16 protein-coding genes and 1 other RNA gene are annotated in these 16,117 nt (G+C 47.5%); 1 reads left to right on the top strand and 16 read right to left on the bottom strand.

Features of this window, described 5'->3' with window-relative positions; translation table 11 throughout:
• Positions 1-70: 70 nt before the first annotated feature.
• The 12 genes from ACXX53_RS10915 to ACXX53_RS10860 form a co-directional block, all read right to left on the bottom strand.
• Entirely contained in the window at positions 71-523 is a 453-nt protein-coding gene (locus ACXX53_RS10915; RefSeq protein WP_458568673.1) for a pyridoxamine 5'-phosphate oxidase family protein, read from the bottom strand.
• 91 nt (positions 524-614) lie between these two features.
• Positions 615-1,727: an LCP family protein gene (locus ACXX53_RS10910; RefSeq protein WP_458568672.1), complete on the bottom strand. Its 1,113-nt coding sequence runs from the start codon at positions 1,725-1,727 to the stop codon at positions 615-617.
• A 15-nt stretch (positions 1,728-1,742) separates the two neighbouring features.
• The gene (locus ACXX53_RS10905; RefSeq protein WP_458568671.1) at positions 1,743-2,015 is read right to left on the bottom strand and encodes a hypothetical protein; all 273 of its coding nucleotides are present in this window, start codon (positions 2,013-2,015) and stop codon (positions 1,743-1,745) included.
• A 24-nt stretch (positions 2,016-2,039) separates the two neighbouring features.
• Positions 2,040-2,330 (bottom strand): YlaH-like family protein, encoded by a 291-nt coding sequence (locus ACXX53_RS10900; RefSeq protein WP_458568670.1) that lies wholly within the window; start codon positions 2,328-2,330, stop codon positions 2,040-2,042.
• A gap of 164 nt (positions 2,331-2,494) precedes the next feature.
• Positions 2,495-4,330 (bottom strand): translational GTPase TypA, encoded by a 1,836-nt coding sequence (typA, locus tag ACXX53_RS10895; RefSeq protein WP_458568669.1) that lies wholly within the window; start codon positions 4,328-4,330, stop codon positions 2,495-2,497.
• A gap of 57 nt (positions 4,331-4,387) precedes the next feature.
• Positions 4,388-4,879 carry a glutamate synthase gene (locus tag ACXX53_RS10890; RefSeq protein ID WP_458568668.1) on the bottom strand — a complete coding sequence of 164 codons (492 nt, stop codon included), beginning with the start codon at positions 4,877-4,879 and terminating at the stop codon, positions 4,388-4,390.
• Between the two features lie 197 nt (positions 4,880-5,076).
• Complete coding sequence (locus tag ACXX53_RS10885; protein ID WP_458568667.1) at positions 5,077-5,751, bottom strand: TerC family protein; 675 nt, start codon at positions 5,749-5,751, stop codon at positions 5,077-5,079.
• 85 nt (positions 5,752-5,836) lie between these two features.
• Complete coding sequence (gene thiI / locus ACXX53_RS10880) at positions 5,837-7,174, bottom strand: tRNA uracil 4-sulfurtransferase ThiI (RefSeq protein WP_458568741.1); 1,338 nt, start codon at positions 7,172-7,174, stop codon at positions 5,837-5,839.
• 109 nt (positions 7,175-7,283) lie between these two features.
• Complete coding sequence (locus ACXX53_RS10875) at positions 7,284-8,447, bottom strand: cysteine desulfurase family protein (RefSeq protein WP_458568666.1); 1,164 nt, start codon at positions 8,445-8,447, stop codon at positions 7,284-7,286.
• A 272-nt stretch (positions 8,448-8,719) separates the two neighbouring features.
• Entirely contained in the window at positions 8,720-9,073 is a 354-nt protein-coding gene (locus ACXX53_RS10870; protein ID WP_458568665.1) for a hypothetical protein, read from the bottom strand.
• 20 nt (positions 9,074-9,093) lie between these two features.
• Positions 9,094-9,309, bottom strand: a complete 216-nt coding sequence (locus tag ACXX53_RS10865) for a DUF1540 domain-containing protein (protein ID WP_458568664.1) — start codon at positions 9,307-9,309, stop codon at positions 9,094-9,096.
• 121 nt (positions 9,310-9,430) lie between these two features.
• On the bottom strand, positions 9,431-9,931 hold the full coding sequence (locus ACXX53_RS10860) for a YpuI family protein (RefSeq protein ID WP_458568663.1): 501 nt from the start codon (positions 9,929-9,931) through the stop codon (positions 9,431-9,433).
• A 217-nt stretch (positions 9,932-10,148) separates the two neighbouring features.
• Between ACXX53_RS10860 and ACXX53_RS10855 the strand changes: the two genes are divergently transcribed.
• Positions 10,149-12,101, top strand: a complete 1,953-nt coding sequence (locus ACXX53_RS10855) for a S8 family peptidase (protein ID WP_458568662.1) — start codon at positions 10,149-10,151, stop codon at positions 12,099-12,101.
• A gap of 109 nt (positions 12,102-12,210) precedes the next feature.
• On the opposite strand, the gene rnpB is transcribed toward ACXX53_RS10855, so the two are convergent.
• The 4 genes from rnpB to rpoD all read right to left on the bottom strand — a co-directional run bounded on the left by rnpB (position 12,211) and on the right by rpoD (position 16,106).
• An RNA gene (gene rnpB / locus ACXX53_RS10850) (RNase P RNA component class A) lies at positions 12,211-12,610 on the bottom strand.
• Between the two features lie 54 nt (positions 12,611-12,664).
• The gene (locus ACXX53_RS10845; protein WP_458568661.1) at positions 12,665-13,780 is read right to left on the bottom strand and encodes a Nif3-like dinuclear metal center hexameric protein; all 1,116 of its coding nucleotides are present in this window, start codon (positions 13,778-13,780) and stop codon (positions 12,665-12,667) included.
• Positions 13,756-14,526: a tRNA (adenine(22)-N(1))-methyltransferase gene (locus tag ACXX53_RS10840; protein ID WP_458568660.1), complete on the bottom strand. Its 771-nt coding sequence runs from the start codon at positions 14,524-14,526 to the stop codon at positions 13,756-13,758. Before ACXX53_RS10840 ends, ACXX53_RS10845 begins: the two co-directional genes overlap by 25 nt.
• Before the next feature lie 449 nt (positions 14,527-14,975).
• Complete coding sequence (gene rpoD, locus ACXX53_RS10835) at positions 14,976-16,106, bottom strand: RNA polymerase sigma factor RpoD (RefSeq protein WP_458568659.1); 1,131 nt, start codon at positions 16,104-16,106, stop codon at positions 14,976-14,978.
• Positions 16,107-16,117 lie beyond the last annotated feature (11 nt).

Below are 16,117 nucleotides of genomic sequence, written 5' to 3'. Positions count from 1 at the left end.
TGGGTGGATTGAGTTGGCAGCATAACAGAGACAAGCCTCTAAAAGTACGAAAAGCCTAGCGGATAATCCGCTAGGCTTTCTTCAATGCAGCATACACCTGTCCGTCCAACTTGTCGGCTGCACGCTTGTCGTATGTTTTTTCAAATTCTGGATGTCCAGTCAGCCGAGCACCATAAAACATTGCATCGCGTACATGATCAATGTGAATATCGAAGCAAGCAAGCTTTAATGGCACTTCGCTCAAAGGTTCAACCACGAGCTCACAGCGACCGTAGATAGCCGTCACCGTATTCAAACCGAATACAGTCATAGATGTCTTCGGTTCAGCCTTCAGATTCGCAACAAGGCGTGAGCGCATGTCAAGTGCAAATCGGATCGTATTCGACCCCTTCGCATATACCCATGAAATAGCGCTCGTCGTAGGACCTCCCGATTCCGCGTCAATGGTATGCAGAAGTACGAATGTTTCAGTCTGCAGTTGAGTGAATAAGGCCTCGTTCAGAGCAGCATTGTAGTCGGACATCTTCCTACCTCCTGTGACGGTTCAACGGCTTAATGTTATTGTATTATACCATAAGGAAAATATTTCATCTACTTGAACCAGCCTACATACATCAGTTTCCGCTCCCGGAATTGCCGTCTGAATTCGTCGCTGTCTCATCCTGTACTGGCGATTTCAACGACTCGCCGTTCATGACCTTCTTCAGCGCCTGCTTCCCTTCTTCCAGCTTAGCTTCATCAACGTAAATATATGGACTTATCCATTCTCCATCAACGGAGATGTAGTGAATGTCATTCGGATTAATATCCATATACGTCATGATGGAACTAGTCATCTGATCTGGCGTCATATCGAGTTTAAAGTTATCAGCCACTGCATCAATCATCTTCGTCACCTTCGTAACCGTACCCAGTGACTGCATATTGCTGACGAGCTCATGAAGCACAGCGTTCTGACGAACATTGCGGTCAGCATCTGTCGTTCCCTTCGTCATCGGTTTGCAATTCGGACTTGACTTGCGATAGCGAACGAAGTCCAGCGCCTGCTGGCCATCCAGCTCCTGAAAGCCCGCCTTCAGATTGATATTCGTACCGTCCGCATTATCGCGGTAACACATGTCCTGATCAACGTTGACCTCTATACCGCCGAGTGCGTCGACAATATCGACGAATCCTTGGAAGTTAAGAACAGCAACATGGTCAAACTCCATGTCCAGATACTTGCCTAACATCACTTTCATCTCATCTTCGGGCGAAGCGCTGTCCAACTTCCCCCGCTCCTGCAGTTCAAAGAACTTCGGATAGAAATGATTCAGCTTATCTCCTTGATACCCAGGGACCTCAAAGTATGTATCACGCGGCAGTGAAACCAGCACCGCTTCCTTCGTAACGGGATGTATGGCGCCAGCTATAATCACGTCAGTGCGTTTTCCAGGCAATTCAGGTCGATAGTCGATTCCGAGCAGAATGAAAGAAAAAGGCTCCTTGTTCGGTTTGAGCGCCGGATTCACATCTTTCGTTTGATCGCCTGTAGACGAAATCGTTGATATATCATCTAATTTGTCATAGCCGTATTTCAGTATATAACCTGCATATGCGATGATTGCCAATAATACGATCAGCAGCACAGACAAGAGAACCTTCAACCATGTCGCCATCTTGCGTTTGGGTTGAACGGTTCGCTTGCGCTGCCCATGCCGAGGTGGTAGTGGTGTTTTAGAATTCATATCGGACCTCGCTTACTAGTTATATTTCGGATTCGATTCAATATCCTGCCATAATTGCTCAGCGTTAGTTCGGTCGAATCGGACTTCGGAATGTTCACCATTGGACAGATACGTAATCGTATATGTATCTTCGTCGGTAAGAACAGCCTCAACGTGGGTAAGCGAATGGTCTTCTTTCAAGATAGCCGCAAAAAAATCCAAAGTTTCCTTGGCAGCTCCATCCTGGGGTCGTTGACGAGCAACTACGTCCATCTGGAGCCAATTAAATAGCGCATCGCGAAGTTTCATCGTGTCTCCTCCCTGATCCTCTACTTAGTCCTGCGCGCTATTCGCTCTTTGCTTCTTTCGCCGGCCTTCGATGAAGTAGCGAATACGAACCATGAACATAAGAGCGATAGCGACGCCAAGACTCTGTACGATCGGCAGCTTGTCGATCTGAAACACGAGCAGCATGAAAGAGCCCAGTGCGATCATCAAGTAAATGATGACATCCTTCAAGATGGGAAGCTTTTGCGTGCGAAACACCTTGTTAAAGACGAAGCTCACCATAGCAAAGATCAGTACATAACTGATCAAGGGGTGATCGGCTAACCACTGTTGCATATACATGCACTCCTTATGCAATTATGAATTCACATATGAAGAATTGGGCTAATAGCTAGCCCAATTGCCGCCGATTCACTCCGTGTATATGCCTGATGCCATTCTTACCGACAGTGTTGAAACAAATTCTTGTAAATAAACTGTAAACAGGATGCTGAAGCGATTTACGATTCAGCAGATTTGCGCTGCTTCTCAGCGCGCTCTCGTTCGCTCTTATTCAGAATCTTCTTGCGAAGGCGAATCGACTCCGGCGTAATCTCGCAGTATTCGTCATCGTTCAAATATTCTAGAGCTTGCTCCATCGACATCAAGCGAGGCGCCTTCATGCGCACTGTCTCATCTTTCGTCGCGGAACGAACGTTGGTAAGAGCTTTTTCCTTACATATGTTGACGACAATATCATTGTCGCGCGTATGCTCGCCCACGATCATGCCTTCGTAGATCTCTGCACCTGGTTGAAGGAACAGAATACCGCGATCTTCAACAGACATCATACCATACATCGTAGTCTTGCCAGTCTCTGTAGACACAAGAACGCCTTGGTGACGTCCGCCGACTTGACTGCCAGCATAAGGTCCATAATGATCAAACGCATGATTCAAGATACCGTAGCCGCGAGTCAATGTCAGGAACTGTGTGCGGTATCCGATCAAGCCGCGTGCAGGAATGATGAATTCCAGGCGAACTTGTCCGTTACCATGGTTAATCATGTTCTTCATTTCCGCTTTGCGAGCGCCCAAGCTCTCCATAACAGAACCCATGCAATCTTCAGGAATATCGATCAACAGGTTCTCCATCGGCTCCATGCGTTGACCGTCAATTTCCTTGATAATAACTTCTGGCTTAGACACTTGCAGTTCAAAGCCTTCACGGCGCATATTCTCGATCAGAATCGTCAGGTGAAGCTCACCGCGTCCTGATACGATGAATGCATCTGGGCTGTCTGTCTCGTCAACGCGCAAAGAAACGTCGGTTTCCAGCTCTTTGAATAGACGTTCACGAAGCTTGCGGGAAGTAACCCATTTACCTTCACGGCCTGCAAATGGACTGTTGTTAACTAGGAAAGTCATCTGCAGCGTCGGCTCATCAATATGAAGAACCGGCAAAGCTTCCGGATTAGCCGGATCAGCAATCGTTTCACCGATGTTTATATCCTTAATACCGGCAATCGCAATAATGTCACCAGCGCCAGCTTGCTCTTGCTCGATTCGCTTCAAGCCTTTGAAGCCGAACAGCTTCTCGATGCGCGCTTGCTTCTTCTTACCTTCACGGTCGATAACCGTTACGACCTGACCTTGATTGATTGTTCCGCGATTAATACGGCCGATCGCGATTCGTCCAAGATACTCGTTATAGTCGAGCAATGTAACGAGGAATTGCAACGATGCATCTGGATCTTCAGTTGGAGCCGGAATCTTCTCGATTATCGTTTCGTACAGCGCCTGCATGTTATCTCCCAGATGCTCTGGATCGAGACCAGAGATCCCGTTAAGACCGGATGCATAAACAACAGGGAATTCCAGCTGTTCATCATTCGCGTCAAGCTCAATGAACAGGTCAAGCACTTCATCAATTACTTCTGTAGGGCGGGCATTAGGACGGTCAATCTTATTCACGACGACGATTGGTGTAAGGTTGCTTTCCAGTGCTTTGCGAAGAACAAATTTCGTTTGGGGCATACAGCCTTCGAATGCGTCAACTACGAGAAGAACGCCGTCAACCATCTTCATGATTCGTTCTACTTCTCCGCCGAAGTCAGCATGTCCAGGTGTATCTACAATGTTAATGAAATGATCTTTATACGTAATTGCCGTATTTTTTGCCAGGATCGTAATACCGCGCTCACGCTCCAGGTCGTTGGAGTCCATCGCACGCTCCTGAACAGCTTCATTCTCACGGAATGTGCCTGATTGTTGGAGCAACTTGTCTACCAATGTTGTTTTACCATGGTCGACGTGGGCAATAATTGCAATATTACGAATATTATCTCTTTGATGCATACAAGTGATCTTCCCTTTCTACTTCTAAGACTTAAATTGTTGGGATTGAATAATCCCTTATCTCCGCCAATATCCCAACCGACCTCCGAACAGCAATGCCAAGCCAATCAAGATAAGCGCAATCGCGATGACATATACACCAATGCCAATAAAAATCATCAACAACAGCATAATGACTCCCAAAGCACCCAACCCCATAGCTAAAAGCCAAGCGCCGCGCGGTGCGTATGGATCAAGTTGACAGTATCCAAACAAACCGAACGATAAACCGATCAGCAGAAACGGCCATAAATAGCTGAACAATTCCCAACTGATCCAATGGCTGATCATAAACAGCACACCGTACACTAATAACGCGCCAGCAGGAACGAACGCGATAGGCGGCAATATCCGACCTCTGACCAGGAAGAACAGCAGGACACCGCCCAAGAATACTAACAGTGGCCACATCGTTCCGCCGAGAAATGCGAAAAACCCCCATTTTCCTAACAAAATGAACAAACCTGCTGCCAAAATAACAAGACCGATGATCGGTTCTTTTTTGGACATGACACAGTCACCTCTTGCATCCGTGTAGCGGGCGGAATAGATGAAGGACATAGTACGACGATTATCGCGCCCATTTTATCTTTACTAGTTTATATGAAATTACAAAAAAATACTACCTTCAGCACAAAAAACTTCCTTGCAAGCTCGGAGATCCGAACATTGGCAGGAAGCAGCCCGATTATATACAGGATCAGGACTTACGAATTCGGTTCAAGTTCATTCGGGTTGCGTCTGAGCCAGAAACCGAGCACGAGTACAACAACTGCCAACACCCATGGAAGCAAATGATCAATGGAGCTCCACAGTCGCGGCAGCCACAGGATCAGCCTGCTGTCTCCAGCAATCATTTCACCAGATGTGTATCCGAGAATTGCAGCTCCGCCGTAGATCAGCAAGGGGTATTTCTGCAACCATCCGCTAATCATCGTGCTGCCCCATAATATAATAGGTATGCTTAATGCGATGCCGATCACCAAATAAGGAAAATGTCCCTTTGAAATAGCAGCGATCGCCAATACGTTGTCCAAACTCATCACTACATCCGCAATTAGAATCGTCTTGATCGCGCTAAGCAACGATAAGCTCGTCTCTTGCCCTCCACGGTGTGTGCCGCTGTCTCCCAGCAATTGTACAGCGATAACGGACAACATGATGCCGCCTGCTGCTTGGAGCAAAGGAATTGCCATCAGCCACATGGCTGCAACTGTAAGCACAATACGCAATACGATCGCACCTCCAGCGCCAATCCATACCGCTTGCTTTCGCGCCTTATCCGATAAATGCTGGGTTGACATGGCAATAACAACAGCATTGTCACCACTCAAGACAATATTAATAACGAGAATTTCTAACAGCAACCATAACGATTCCACAGCTCGTCCCCCCCTTATGTAACAGTTTTATGTTTCATAAGGGCGAGGTATGACGAACCATTTTGCATTTAAGTGAGCTATTTATTTAGAACCAATCGTTATCAGCTGCATTCGAGCTCGCTGCAGATGGTTCAGACGACTTGGCTGAAGCTGATACTGCTGCAAAGTCTGCTCTCGCCGCATTTCGCTCTAACTCCGTATTATGCTTCGTATCAGCTGACTTCTCTGCCACGAGGGCTGCCTTCCCGCCTGCGTACAACGTAATCGTATCAGAGCTTGCCACCGCTGCCTCAATCATGTCATCCAATTCAGGTATAGACGCTTCGATTCGCTCGAGTACACGAATATTCGGGTTCGTCGAAGGAGATTTAGGCACAAATAATGTGCAGCAATCTTCATATGGCAGTATTGAAGTCTCGAACGTTCCGATGTCATTAGCAATGCGAATTATTTCTTCCTTATCCATCGTGACAAGCGGTCGAAGCAGCGGAATATCGGTTACTCGCCCGATCGCATTCATGCTGCCGAGCGTCTGACTCGCCACTTGGCCTAGGCTGTCTCCGGTTACAAGTGCCAACGCCTTCTGCTTCTCCGCCAGTTTAGTAGCGATTCTCAGCATTGCACGTCGCATCAGGGTGATAAGCACATTCTCATGTCCTGCTTGATGAAGACGTGTCTGAATCTCGGTAAATGACACCATATGCACGCGCATGCGTCCGCTGTAATTCGCAAGGATCTGAGCCAGATCCATGACCTTCTGCTGTGCTCGCTCGCTTGTAAACGGATAGCTGTGGAAGTGAATCGCTTCAACATCCAATCCTTTTCGCAGCGCTTGATAGCCTGCTACCGGGCTGTCGATTCCGCCGGATAAGAGCAGCATCCCTTTACCATTCGAAGCAAGCGGAAAACCGCCTGCAGCAGGAATAACCTCATGGTAAAGATACGTGCTATCTTCTCGAATCTCAACGCGAAGATTCAGCTGCGGATCCTTCACCTTAACAGTTAATTGACTGAATTGACGAAGAACTGGTGCCCCTACCAGATGATTCATCTCTTGTGAGGAGTGCGGGAACTTCTTCCACGCCCGACGCGCTGTTACCTTGAATGTCGTACCCGGCTGCGGATCATATTCCTGCACTAACTGCATCGCAGTTTCCAGAATCGCTTCCATTTCGGATGGCGCTTGCTTAACTGGACTAACTGATACAATACCGAACACATGCCGCAGCAGATTGATCATCTCTTGGTAGGGCTCTCCATTCAATTTGACATACAATCTGCCGTATTCGCGAATGATCTCCGCCTTCGCATAAGGCTTCAATACCGCCTTTACATGCTGGTATGCCGCTTTTTCAAAGCGATTCCGATTCCGGCCTTTGATCGTGATTTCGCCGAAGCGAAGCAATATCATATCATACTCGATCATAATACGGTTAACCCTGCCTTTCTACAAGCCATAACATTACTTGTCGCCATATAACTGCCGCCTATCACGGCTGCACAGACTCATAATCTATTCAACAGCACAATCGCTACTTAGCGAGCGGCTGCAGCTGCTGTACCACCTGCTTGAGCGATTGGCCAATTCGATCCATATCTTCTTCAGCCATCGTATGGGATAAGCTGATACGCAGCCCGCTCGATGATCTTCGCTCATCTCCCGTCATAGCAAGCAGCACTCGGCTCGGCTTATGCAGTTTGGAGGAACAAGCCGATTGAGTTGAAACAACGACTCCCTGCTTCTCCAAAGCATGTACCACAACTTCCGGCTTCATGCCCGGAAACGAAATATTGATGATATGCGGAGCACACATCTCATCCGTCGGACTATTCACGACTAGTGATGGAATCGTCTGAATATGCTCGAGCAATCGAGCCCGCATGCCAGCCAATTTATTAGCATTAGCCACTTGACCTTCGACTGCGAGACGTATCGATTTCGCTAAGGCGACAATGCCAGGCACGTTAAGTGTGCCAGGGCGCAGCCCCTGCTCTTGCGATCCGCCGTGCATCAATGGCAGCATAGGAGCCTTGCCGCGTCGTACGAGTACGCCTGTACCTTTTGGGCCGCCAATCTTATGACCGGATAAGGAGTATAAGTGCACGTTCCAATGCTGAAGATCAACAGGAAGCTTGCCCAGTCCCTGAACACCGTCCACATGAAATGTCAATCTCGGGTGCTGCTTAACAATTGCGCCCAATTGTTCTAATGGCTGAACCGAGCCCATTTCGTTGTTGACATGCATAACACTTAACAGCACCGTTTCAGGGCGTATCGCTTGAGCTACTGCTTCAGGTTGTATTCTGCCGTCCGCATCAACTGGCATATAGGTTATTTGGGCGCCTTCACGTTCCAGCTGCTCATAGCAAGCATAGACTGAAGCGTGCTCTACCTTCGACACGATAGCATGAACTTTCTTCCCGGATTGCATAGCTGCTCTAACGGTTCCTAATATCGCAAGATTGTTGCTCTCTGACGCTCCAGATGTAAACAATATATCGTTTGGCTCTGTTCCCAGAGCACGTCCAACCACTTCTCGCGCTCGCTTGACAAGCTGTTCCGCTTGTCCTCCCATCTCATGGATTGAAGAGGGATTCGCGTAGATCTGCTCCATTACCTCAGTCATTGTTCGAATGACATCTGGATGAAGCGGAGTCGAAGCGCAGTGATCCGCATAAATAATTGAATGATTCATAAGAGGTCCATTTTCCTCCTTTCCTTACTGCCGCTCGTGCTAAATTGACGCAAACGACCTTAAACTGCAAAAAAGATCAAAACAGCGGAAGCTGTTCGCCGCCATTGTTGATCCTGTTCGTCAATCTCATAACCCTTTTATTCTACACGTTTTCTAAGTAAATCGCTATCGTTTATTTCAAACAAAGAGGGGGAACCGTCATGTCATACGGTATTCCCCCACTTGTTCATTAAATATAACCGATTATAAAACGTCTTGTTGATCACATGCGCTCATATGATAACGGACAGCAATCGAATCGTAAAAGCTGCAACACCTATCACAATAGCTGCTAAGCCTGCCGCTCGATCCCCTTGGACATAAACCATTGCGCCAAGCACAGCGCTGGTTGGGCCCATGATGATCGGAGCGAGAAACAGCGATCCAATCGCAAATACTACAGCAAGTATTGCTAAACCAGAAACAGGCTTGACCTGCTCTTCCTTCTCCACTTCCGCAGTACGATGATATGTTGACGCTGGCGCTGTCAATTCATAGGCTGCTTCCGTTTCATACTGACGATTAGCTTCTGGACGAGTGCGATGACGTTTATTCCGTCGACCATTAGGTGATTTGGGCTGTGTCATAGATGTTAACACCCCGCAAGTTACTTTTTCGGCACAAAAGTTTGACAGCAGGTAACAGAAGATGTAGATGCTATATCTTGGTGCAGGTTTCCAAGTTCGCCAGCGAATTCTTCACGCATCGATTTTGTTGCGTGCTTGTCAATATCGATCATAATCGAATTAGCTTGACAGAAATTCCCTTCTCCCCAAAAGTTACAGTTTGCCACGCTGCAGCGTACAGTTGGTTTATCAGACATCCGTAATCACCTCCGATATCAGGATGTCCTCAACCTGACGACTATACTCCAACCAAGTGATGGCAGAAATAAATAAGGGATGCCGCTATCCATATTTCATGAATAGTGCATCCCATGATGATTACTTTTGATTCAGCATCTTATGCTGAGTTAAATATTCACTTTCATAATAAGCAAGCTCATCACGAAGTTCCTCATACACTTTCGTAATCTCGATGATAATGTTTCTGGCTTGTGCAACAGGCTTCTTGCGAAAACGAATCGCATCCTGTCCCGTATAGGCATAGCGGCCGTCTTCAGAATAGCATTCATTCTTAGGATAGAAGAAAGCGTTCACACAATGATGGTACACATCGTACAAGCTATGCTCTGCGTGTTTCATATCAAAGTTAGCGCGGCGGAGAACAACGCCCAATTTCTCGACACATACTTCGGAGAACACAAGTAGATGACGCAGATCGGACAGGAACCCCTTATAGAAACTGACTGTCTCTTCATCCGACTGATCTCCAACCAGCTTTGGCAGCGAATATTCATTCAAGAATGATTCCAATCTCACAATTGTAAACTTTAATTTTTCTCTAGACATTTCACATAACTGCTTTACATTGGCTGCTGGCATGCACGGCTCCCCCTTAAACGATTCCATTCGCTCACTTAACGGTAACGCGGTGTGGCTACATTAACAACATTCATCCTATCATAAATTATATGGAAAAAGTATACCTTGCCAACCATTGATTTCCCCATTTATAAAGCTGTATAAAATATCTCGTGCATCACAACATACCTATTAGAGCTTGTTATTGTAATAACGGCGTTATGATGGAGGGATTCACATGCGTGGAGGAACGATTGTTGGAGTTGCAGTGCTTTGTCTAGGATTCTTGACAATTCCAATGCTAACCGCTTGCGGGAACACTGTAAGCAAACCACCGACGAACAATACAGTCAAATCTGTCTCAGAAGAACGTAATTCAAAGCAGCATGTACTGCAGCAAGATGTGCTAACGACTCAGAAAATCTTTACACACGATACAGAGCATGATATGAAGTCAGCCGTCCAGGAGTGGCAATCAGACAATGGGAAGCAGTTAGAGAAGAAGCTCAAGCAATTTGTAGCGGAACACCCACACTTTGAATATGTAAAGCTGGTCAATAAAGCTAACAATCAAACCGTTTCTTCCGGAAAAATCGCTCATGACATGAACAATGAATCTGGAAAGAAACTCGAAAGCTATTTAAAGACAGCTCAAACCAGTCTAGATCAGCAAAAGCCCTATCGTTCGCCTGAAATTATTGCCAATGGCAAGCGGCATGCGGTGCTGTCTTGGCCAGACAGCCGGATCAACGGCGGTATTATCGCGATCGTTAACGGGAACATCGTTAAAAATGTAGAAGCTCACCAGCAGCGTAATCTACGGCTTGTTCCTTACCCGCGTGAAGACAAGTATCGTGTAGAATCTGTGAATAGCAATACCATGAAGGACGTTAAAGTTAAGAATGGGGAAGATAACCAAGGGACGAGCCACTATCACAAGTTTGAGGTCGTCGTTCGTTTTCGTTCACCTCTAAGTGATGCTGACTTGAATAAGATCAAGCAAGACATTCAGTGCACCGATGTGCGCCAATCGGGATATACTTATGTCTTCAGATCAAAGTCGCTGGACTCAGCCAGACTCGAGCAATATTTCAGTCAGTACAACCCGCTATATATTGAACCGCACTATCTGTATATGACGAATGACGAGAAGCGGCCAGATGGTACACCAACAAGTCTTAATGCACCTACCATTAGTCCAAAGTCTCAGACTCCACCATCAGGCACTGTTCGAGCAGCCGGTGATTCTGATCCTAATGATGTGCTCTACAAGCCGTATCAGTGGGAACTTCCGCTGATCAAGACGAATGCAGGCTGGAATATATCGAAAGGCAATAATGATGTCATTATCGCAGTTGTCGATACAGGCGTCGACGTGAACCATAAGGATCTTAAGGGTAAGCTGATCAAAGGCTTTAATGTAATCAATCCTGGACAGCCTCCGAATGACGATGTCGGACACGGCACACATGTTGCTGGAACCATCGGTGCTCATGTGAATAATCTCGAGGGTATCGCAGGCATGACATGGTACAGCCCCATCATGCCGGTTAAAGTGCTGGATAATACGGGAGCAGGATCATCCTATGCCGTCGCTGAAGGGATAATCTATGCCGCAGACCATGGCGCTAAAGTTATCAACATGAGCTTAGGCAACTACGCACAGAGCGCATTTCTGCAGGATGCAGTTCAATATGCATTTGACAAGGATGTTGTGATTGTTGCTGCTACTGGCAATGACAACACATCACAGCCAGGTTATCCAGCGGCATACCCGCAAGTGTTCGCTGTCTCTGCGACGGATAAGGATCTATCTAAAGCATCGTATTCCAATTTTGGGGACTATGTCGATGTCGTCGCTCCTGGCACGAACATCGCCAGCACATACCCTAATAATCAGTATGCAGCGCTGTCCGGCACTTCGATGGCGAGCCCTCATGTCGCAGCATTAGCAGCGCTCATTCGCTCAGTCAACCCATCGCTTCGCAACACGGAAGTGTATGACATCATGCGCCAAAGCGTACAGGATCTCGGTACACCAGGTAAAGATATATATTATGGATACGGTCAGATCGATGTTGAACATGCCTTGAATCTTGCCAAGCAAGGGACGGATACGAAGTCAACTGATAAGAGATTCATGAGACTTCGACCAGATTCTCTTTTCGAATTCAATCGTCGAGCTGAGTAAGCAGTGTGAAACATAAAATGCATGCAAAAAAGCCCCTGTCGAGATTGCTCTCGATAGGGGCTGTTATGCGTTGGTCGATCACTGCTGATGCAATAATACGTTGCTAGCATTGGAAAGTTTGCCATAAGCCGGGTTCTGTACTACTCGTGGTTAACGGATGCTATCCTCCCACTACGAAGTGACAATCATCTATCTAGGCGCCGCATTACTGCGGAGCTCCAGCGACCAACCCAGACGCGCCTCAGGCGAAGGTTGCCCTCAAGGGGCGTGCGTCTCATTAGGTCTTGCTCCAGATGGGGTTTACCAGGAACGAAGTCACCAGCGTTCCTCGTGGTCTCTTACACCACGGTTCCACCCTTACCTGTGCCGCATAGCGGCCATCGGCGGTCCATTTCTGTGGCACTATCCTTCAACTTGCGTTGACTGGACGTTATCCAGCATCCTGCCTTATGGAGCCCGGACTTTCCTCTCGCGGCTCGAAGGCCGCCAGCGATTGTCTGTCAAACTTTCCTTCAACATTTGTAAGTATACTAGGTTATACGAGTAAACTCAACACTCAACATTTACATAAATTGAAACACTTCGGTAGAGATGCCTGATGCATGGAATTGGGTCTTCGTTCCCTGCTTCTCTGCAATGGCCTGCAGCCGTTCCGCTACATCGGCCTTGATCAGCTTCTCCGCGTTATGTCCAGGATCAATAATACACAGACCCGCAGCGAGCGCGTCGTGCGCCGTATGGTAGTCGATATCGCCTGTGATGAGCACATCAGCGCCATGGAACAGCGCATGCTTCACGTATCGCGATCCCGAACCGCCCAGCACGGCTGCTTTATTAATAGTGCGGTGCAATGGACCTACAACTCGCACATGTGGAACCTTGAAGCGTTCCTTGACGAGCTCCGCCATGTCTCCCAGCGTTAGAGACTGCTCAAGCTTTCCTACGCGTCCTAAGCCGTAAGTTTGTCCTTCTTTGTCAACCGGGTACAAATCGTATGCGACTTCTTCATACGGGTGCGCCTTAAGCATCGCTCGTACGACTCGGCTCTTGATCGATTGAGGAACGAGTGTCTCGAAGCGAACTTCTTCGACTTCCTCCATCTTACCTGTTGTGCCGATATACGGATTAGACCCTTCCAGCGGCTTGAACGTTCCTGTGCCTTCCGACATAAAGCTGCAATGGCTGTAATCGCCGATTGCACCTGCTCCGATATCTAGAATCGCTGTGCGAACCTGCTCGAGATGGGACTTTGGAATATAGACAACCAGCTTCTGCAGCCGATCTTCGTGAAGCTTCTCCAGCACCTTAATATCCTTCAGTCCGAGAGCATCCGCCATTAGATCGTTCATGCCGCCCTCTGCGACGTCATAATTTGTATGGCTGATATATACTGCGATATCGTGCTTGATTAATCGCTCATACAAGCGCCCGGCAGGCGTATCGGTCTGCAGATCCTTCAACGGACGGAAAATAATCGCATGATGAGCTATGATCAGCTTCGCGCCGATCCGAATCGCCTCATCTACAACCTCTTCGGTTACATCAAGCGCGATTAATACATGCTCTAGCTCTTTGCGCAGTGTGCCTAACTGCAAGCCGATTCGATCGTCCGGCACAGCCAGCGACTTCGGCGCAAGCTGCTCCATCCATTGGATTATCGTTGCTCCTTTTGCCAACATCTTAAGATCCCCTCCAATGTCGCTTTATGCTTCTCGAAATGACGTCGGCGAACCTCCACTTCATCTGCTTCCGCCTTTGCCATCGTCATAATAATCTTCTCCTGCTTCTGCAATTCACCTTTCCACTTCCGCAGAAACACTTCACTCGGCTCTTGTGTCAAGAACGGGCCCATAAGCAGCAGCCACTGCTCATCAAGCATGATGCCGCAGTCAAGCTGCCGCGGCTTATATATAGCAGCGTACGCTTCAGTCGCTGCAGCAGCTTCTGTACGATCCGCGACCAGCACCTCGTAGATCTTGCCGTCTTCCTCCAGAATCGTCTCGTGCACGAGCAGCCAATCATGCTCTCGCAGCCATCTGCGAACAAGATCTTCTCCGACATTCGGCTGCAGCACGAGTCTAGTCACGCCTGCCAGCTTCTCAGGCGCGGCGTTCAAGATCGACACCATTAGACTGCCGCCCATTCCTGCGATCGTTATGCAATCAACCTCGCCTTGCTCTATTACGGCAAGTCCGTCCCCCAGTCTGACATGAACCATCTTCTCAAGCGCATAAGTTTGGACTTGGCGCTCAGCAGCTTCATAAGGTCCGCGGTTCACTTCACCTGCTACCGCATATGTAATCAGTCCTGACTTCGCCAAATATGCGGGCAGAAGCGCATGGTCCGAGCCGATATCCGCCATCCGGCAGCCGTTAGGCACGAGATCAGCGATTTGTTGTAGTCGTCTTGATAACTTGATTATCACTTAGCACTTCACCTACTGTTTCCGAAATAATAGCCTGTTACGTTAGATGAGGAAGGCTTTACTAACACTTTCCCTATGATAAATAACATATCATGCATCATTGATCCAATAAAGATTCATTGTCCGTTTATTTGCATTGCAGCTTCAAAAGCGGTAAAATGAATCGCAACAACACAATCAAACAATTATAACAAGGCATTTCTGATACATACATTAAGGATTATTTACTTTATACCTCAGATGCAGCTCAACAAGTACAAACTGATTATAATTATACCTATTATTCCTCTTATTCCTCAGTTCATGTCTAATCCTTATGATGCTGCCACTTTATTCGGAATCTAATTGCAATCAACTGGAATCAACTCAGGTTCAGACATGCGTCAGAAGGAAAAACAGACCTTGCTGCACGCAGAACTTGCCGCACAGAAGGTCTGTCAGAAGCTTATTTATTCAAGGAAGTCCTTCAAGCGCTTGCTGCGGCTAGGATGACGCAGCTTGCGAAGCGCCTTCGCTTCGATCTGACGAATCCGTTCGCGTGTAACGCCGAACACTTTACCTACCTCTTCCAAGGTACGAGTGCGTCCATCGTCCAAGCCGAAGCGTAGTCGAAGCACGTTCTCTTCACGCTCAGTGAGGGTATCGAGAACATCCTCAAGCTGTTCCTTAAGCAATTCATACGCTGCTGCGTCTGCTGGAGCCAATGCTTCCTGGTCTTCGATGAAATCGCCGAGATGGGAATCATCTTCTTCTCCGATCGGAGTTTCGAGAGATACTGGTTCTTGAGCAATCTTCATAATCTCCCGAACCTTCTCAACGCTAAGCTCCATCTCCGCTGCAATTTCTTCTGGCGCTGGCTCACGTCCAAGCTCCTGCAGCAATTGCCGGGATACACGAATCAATTTATTAATGGTTTCCACCATATGAACCGGAATCCGAATCGTACGCGCTTGGTCTGCGATAGCGCGTGTAATCGCCTGACGAATCCACCATGTCGCATAAGTACTAAACTTAAAGCCTTTACTATGGTCAAACTTCTCAACCGCTTTAATAAGTCCCATGTTACCTTCTTGAATCAGATCCAAGAAGAGCATGCCGCGCCCGACATAGCGCTTAGCGATGCTGACAACGAGTCGAAGGTTTGCTTCAGTCAAGCGCTTCTTCGCTTCTTCATCCTCATTCATAATCCGCTTCGCGAGTTCAATCTCCTCTTCAGCGGACAAGAGCGGCACACGGCCTATTTCCTTCAAGTACATACGAACCGGATCATTAATCTTGATCCCTGGCGGCAGCGACAAGTCATCATCAAAACGGAAATCATCCTGCTCATCCTGATCTCGATCTTGATTAGCTCGGCCTCCCATATCGTCTTCATTCTCGTTGACGATCTCAATTCCGTGGTCGTTCAGCTGTTCGTAGAACTCGTCCATTTGATCCGGATCTTGTTCGAAAGTCGATAATTTCTCAGTAATCTCTTTGTAGCTGAGAGTTCCTCGCTTCTTCCCAATTTCAATCAACTGATCTTTTACAAGGTCAAGAGCAGCTTCAGCCTCAAGTCCTGTATGTTGATCATTTGCCATATTCCGACTCC

This window comes from Paenibacillus marinisediminis, from assembly GCF_054343325.1.
This window is presented reverse-complemented; position numbering and strand designations above follow the sequence as displayed.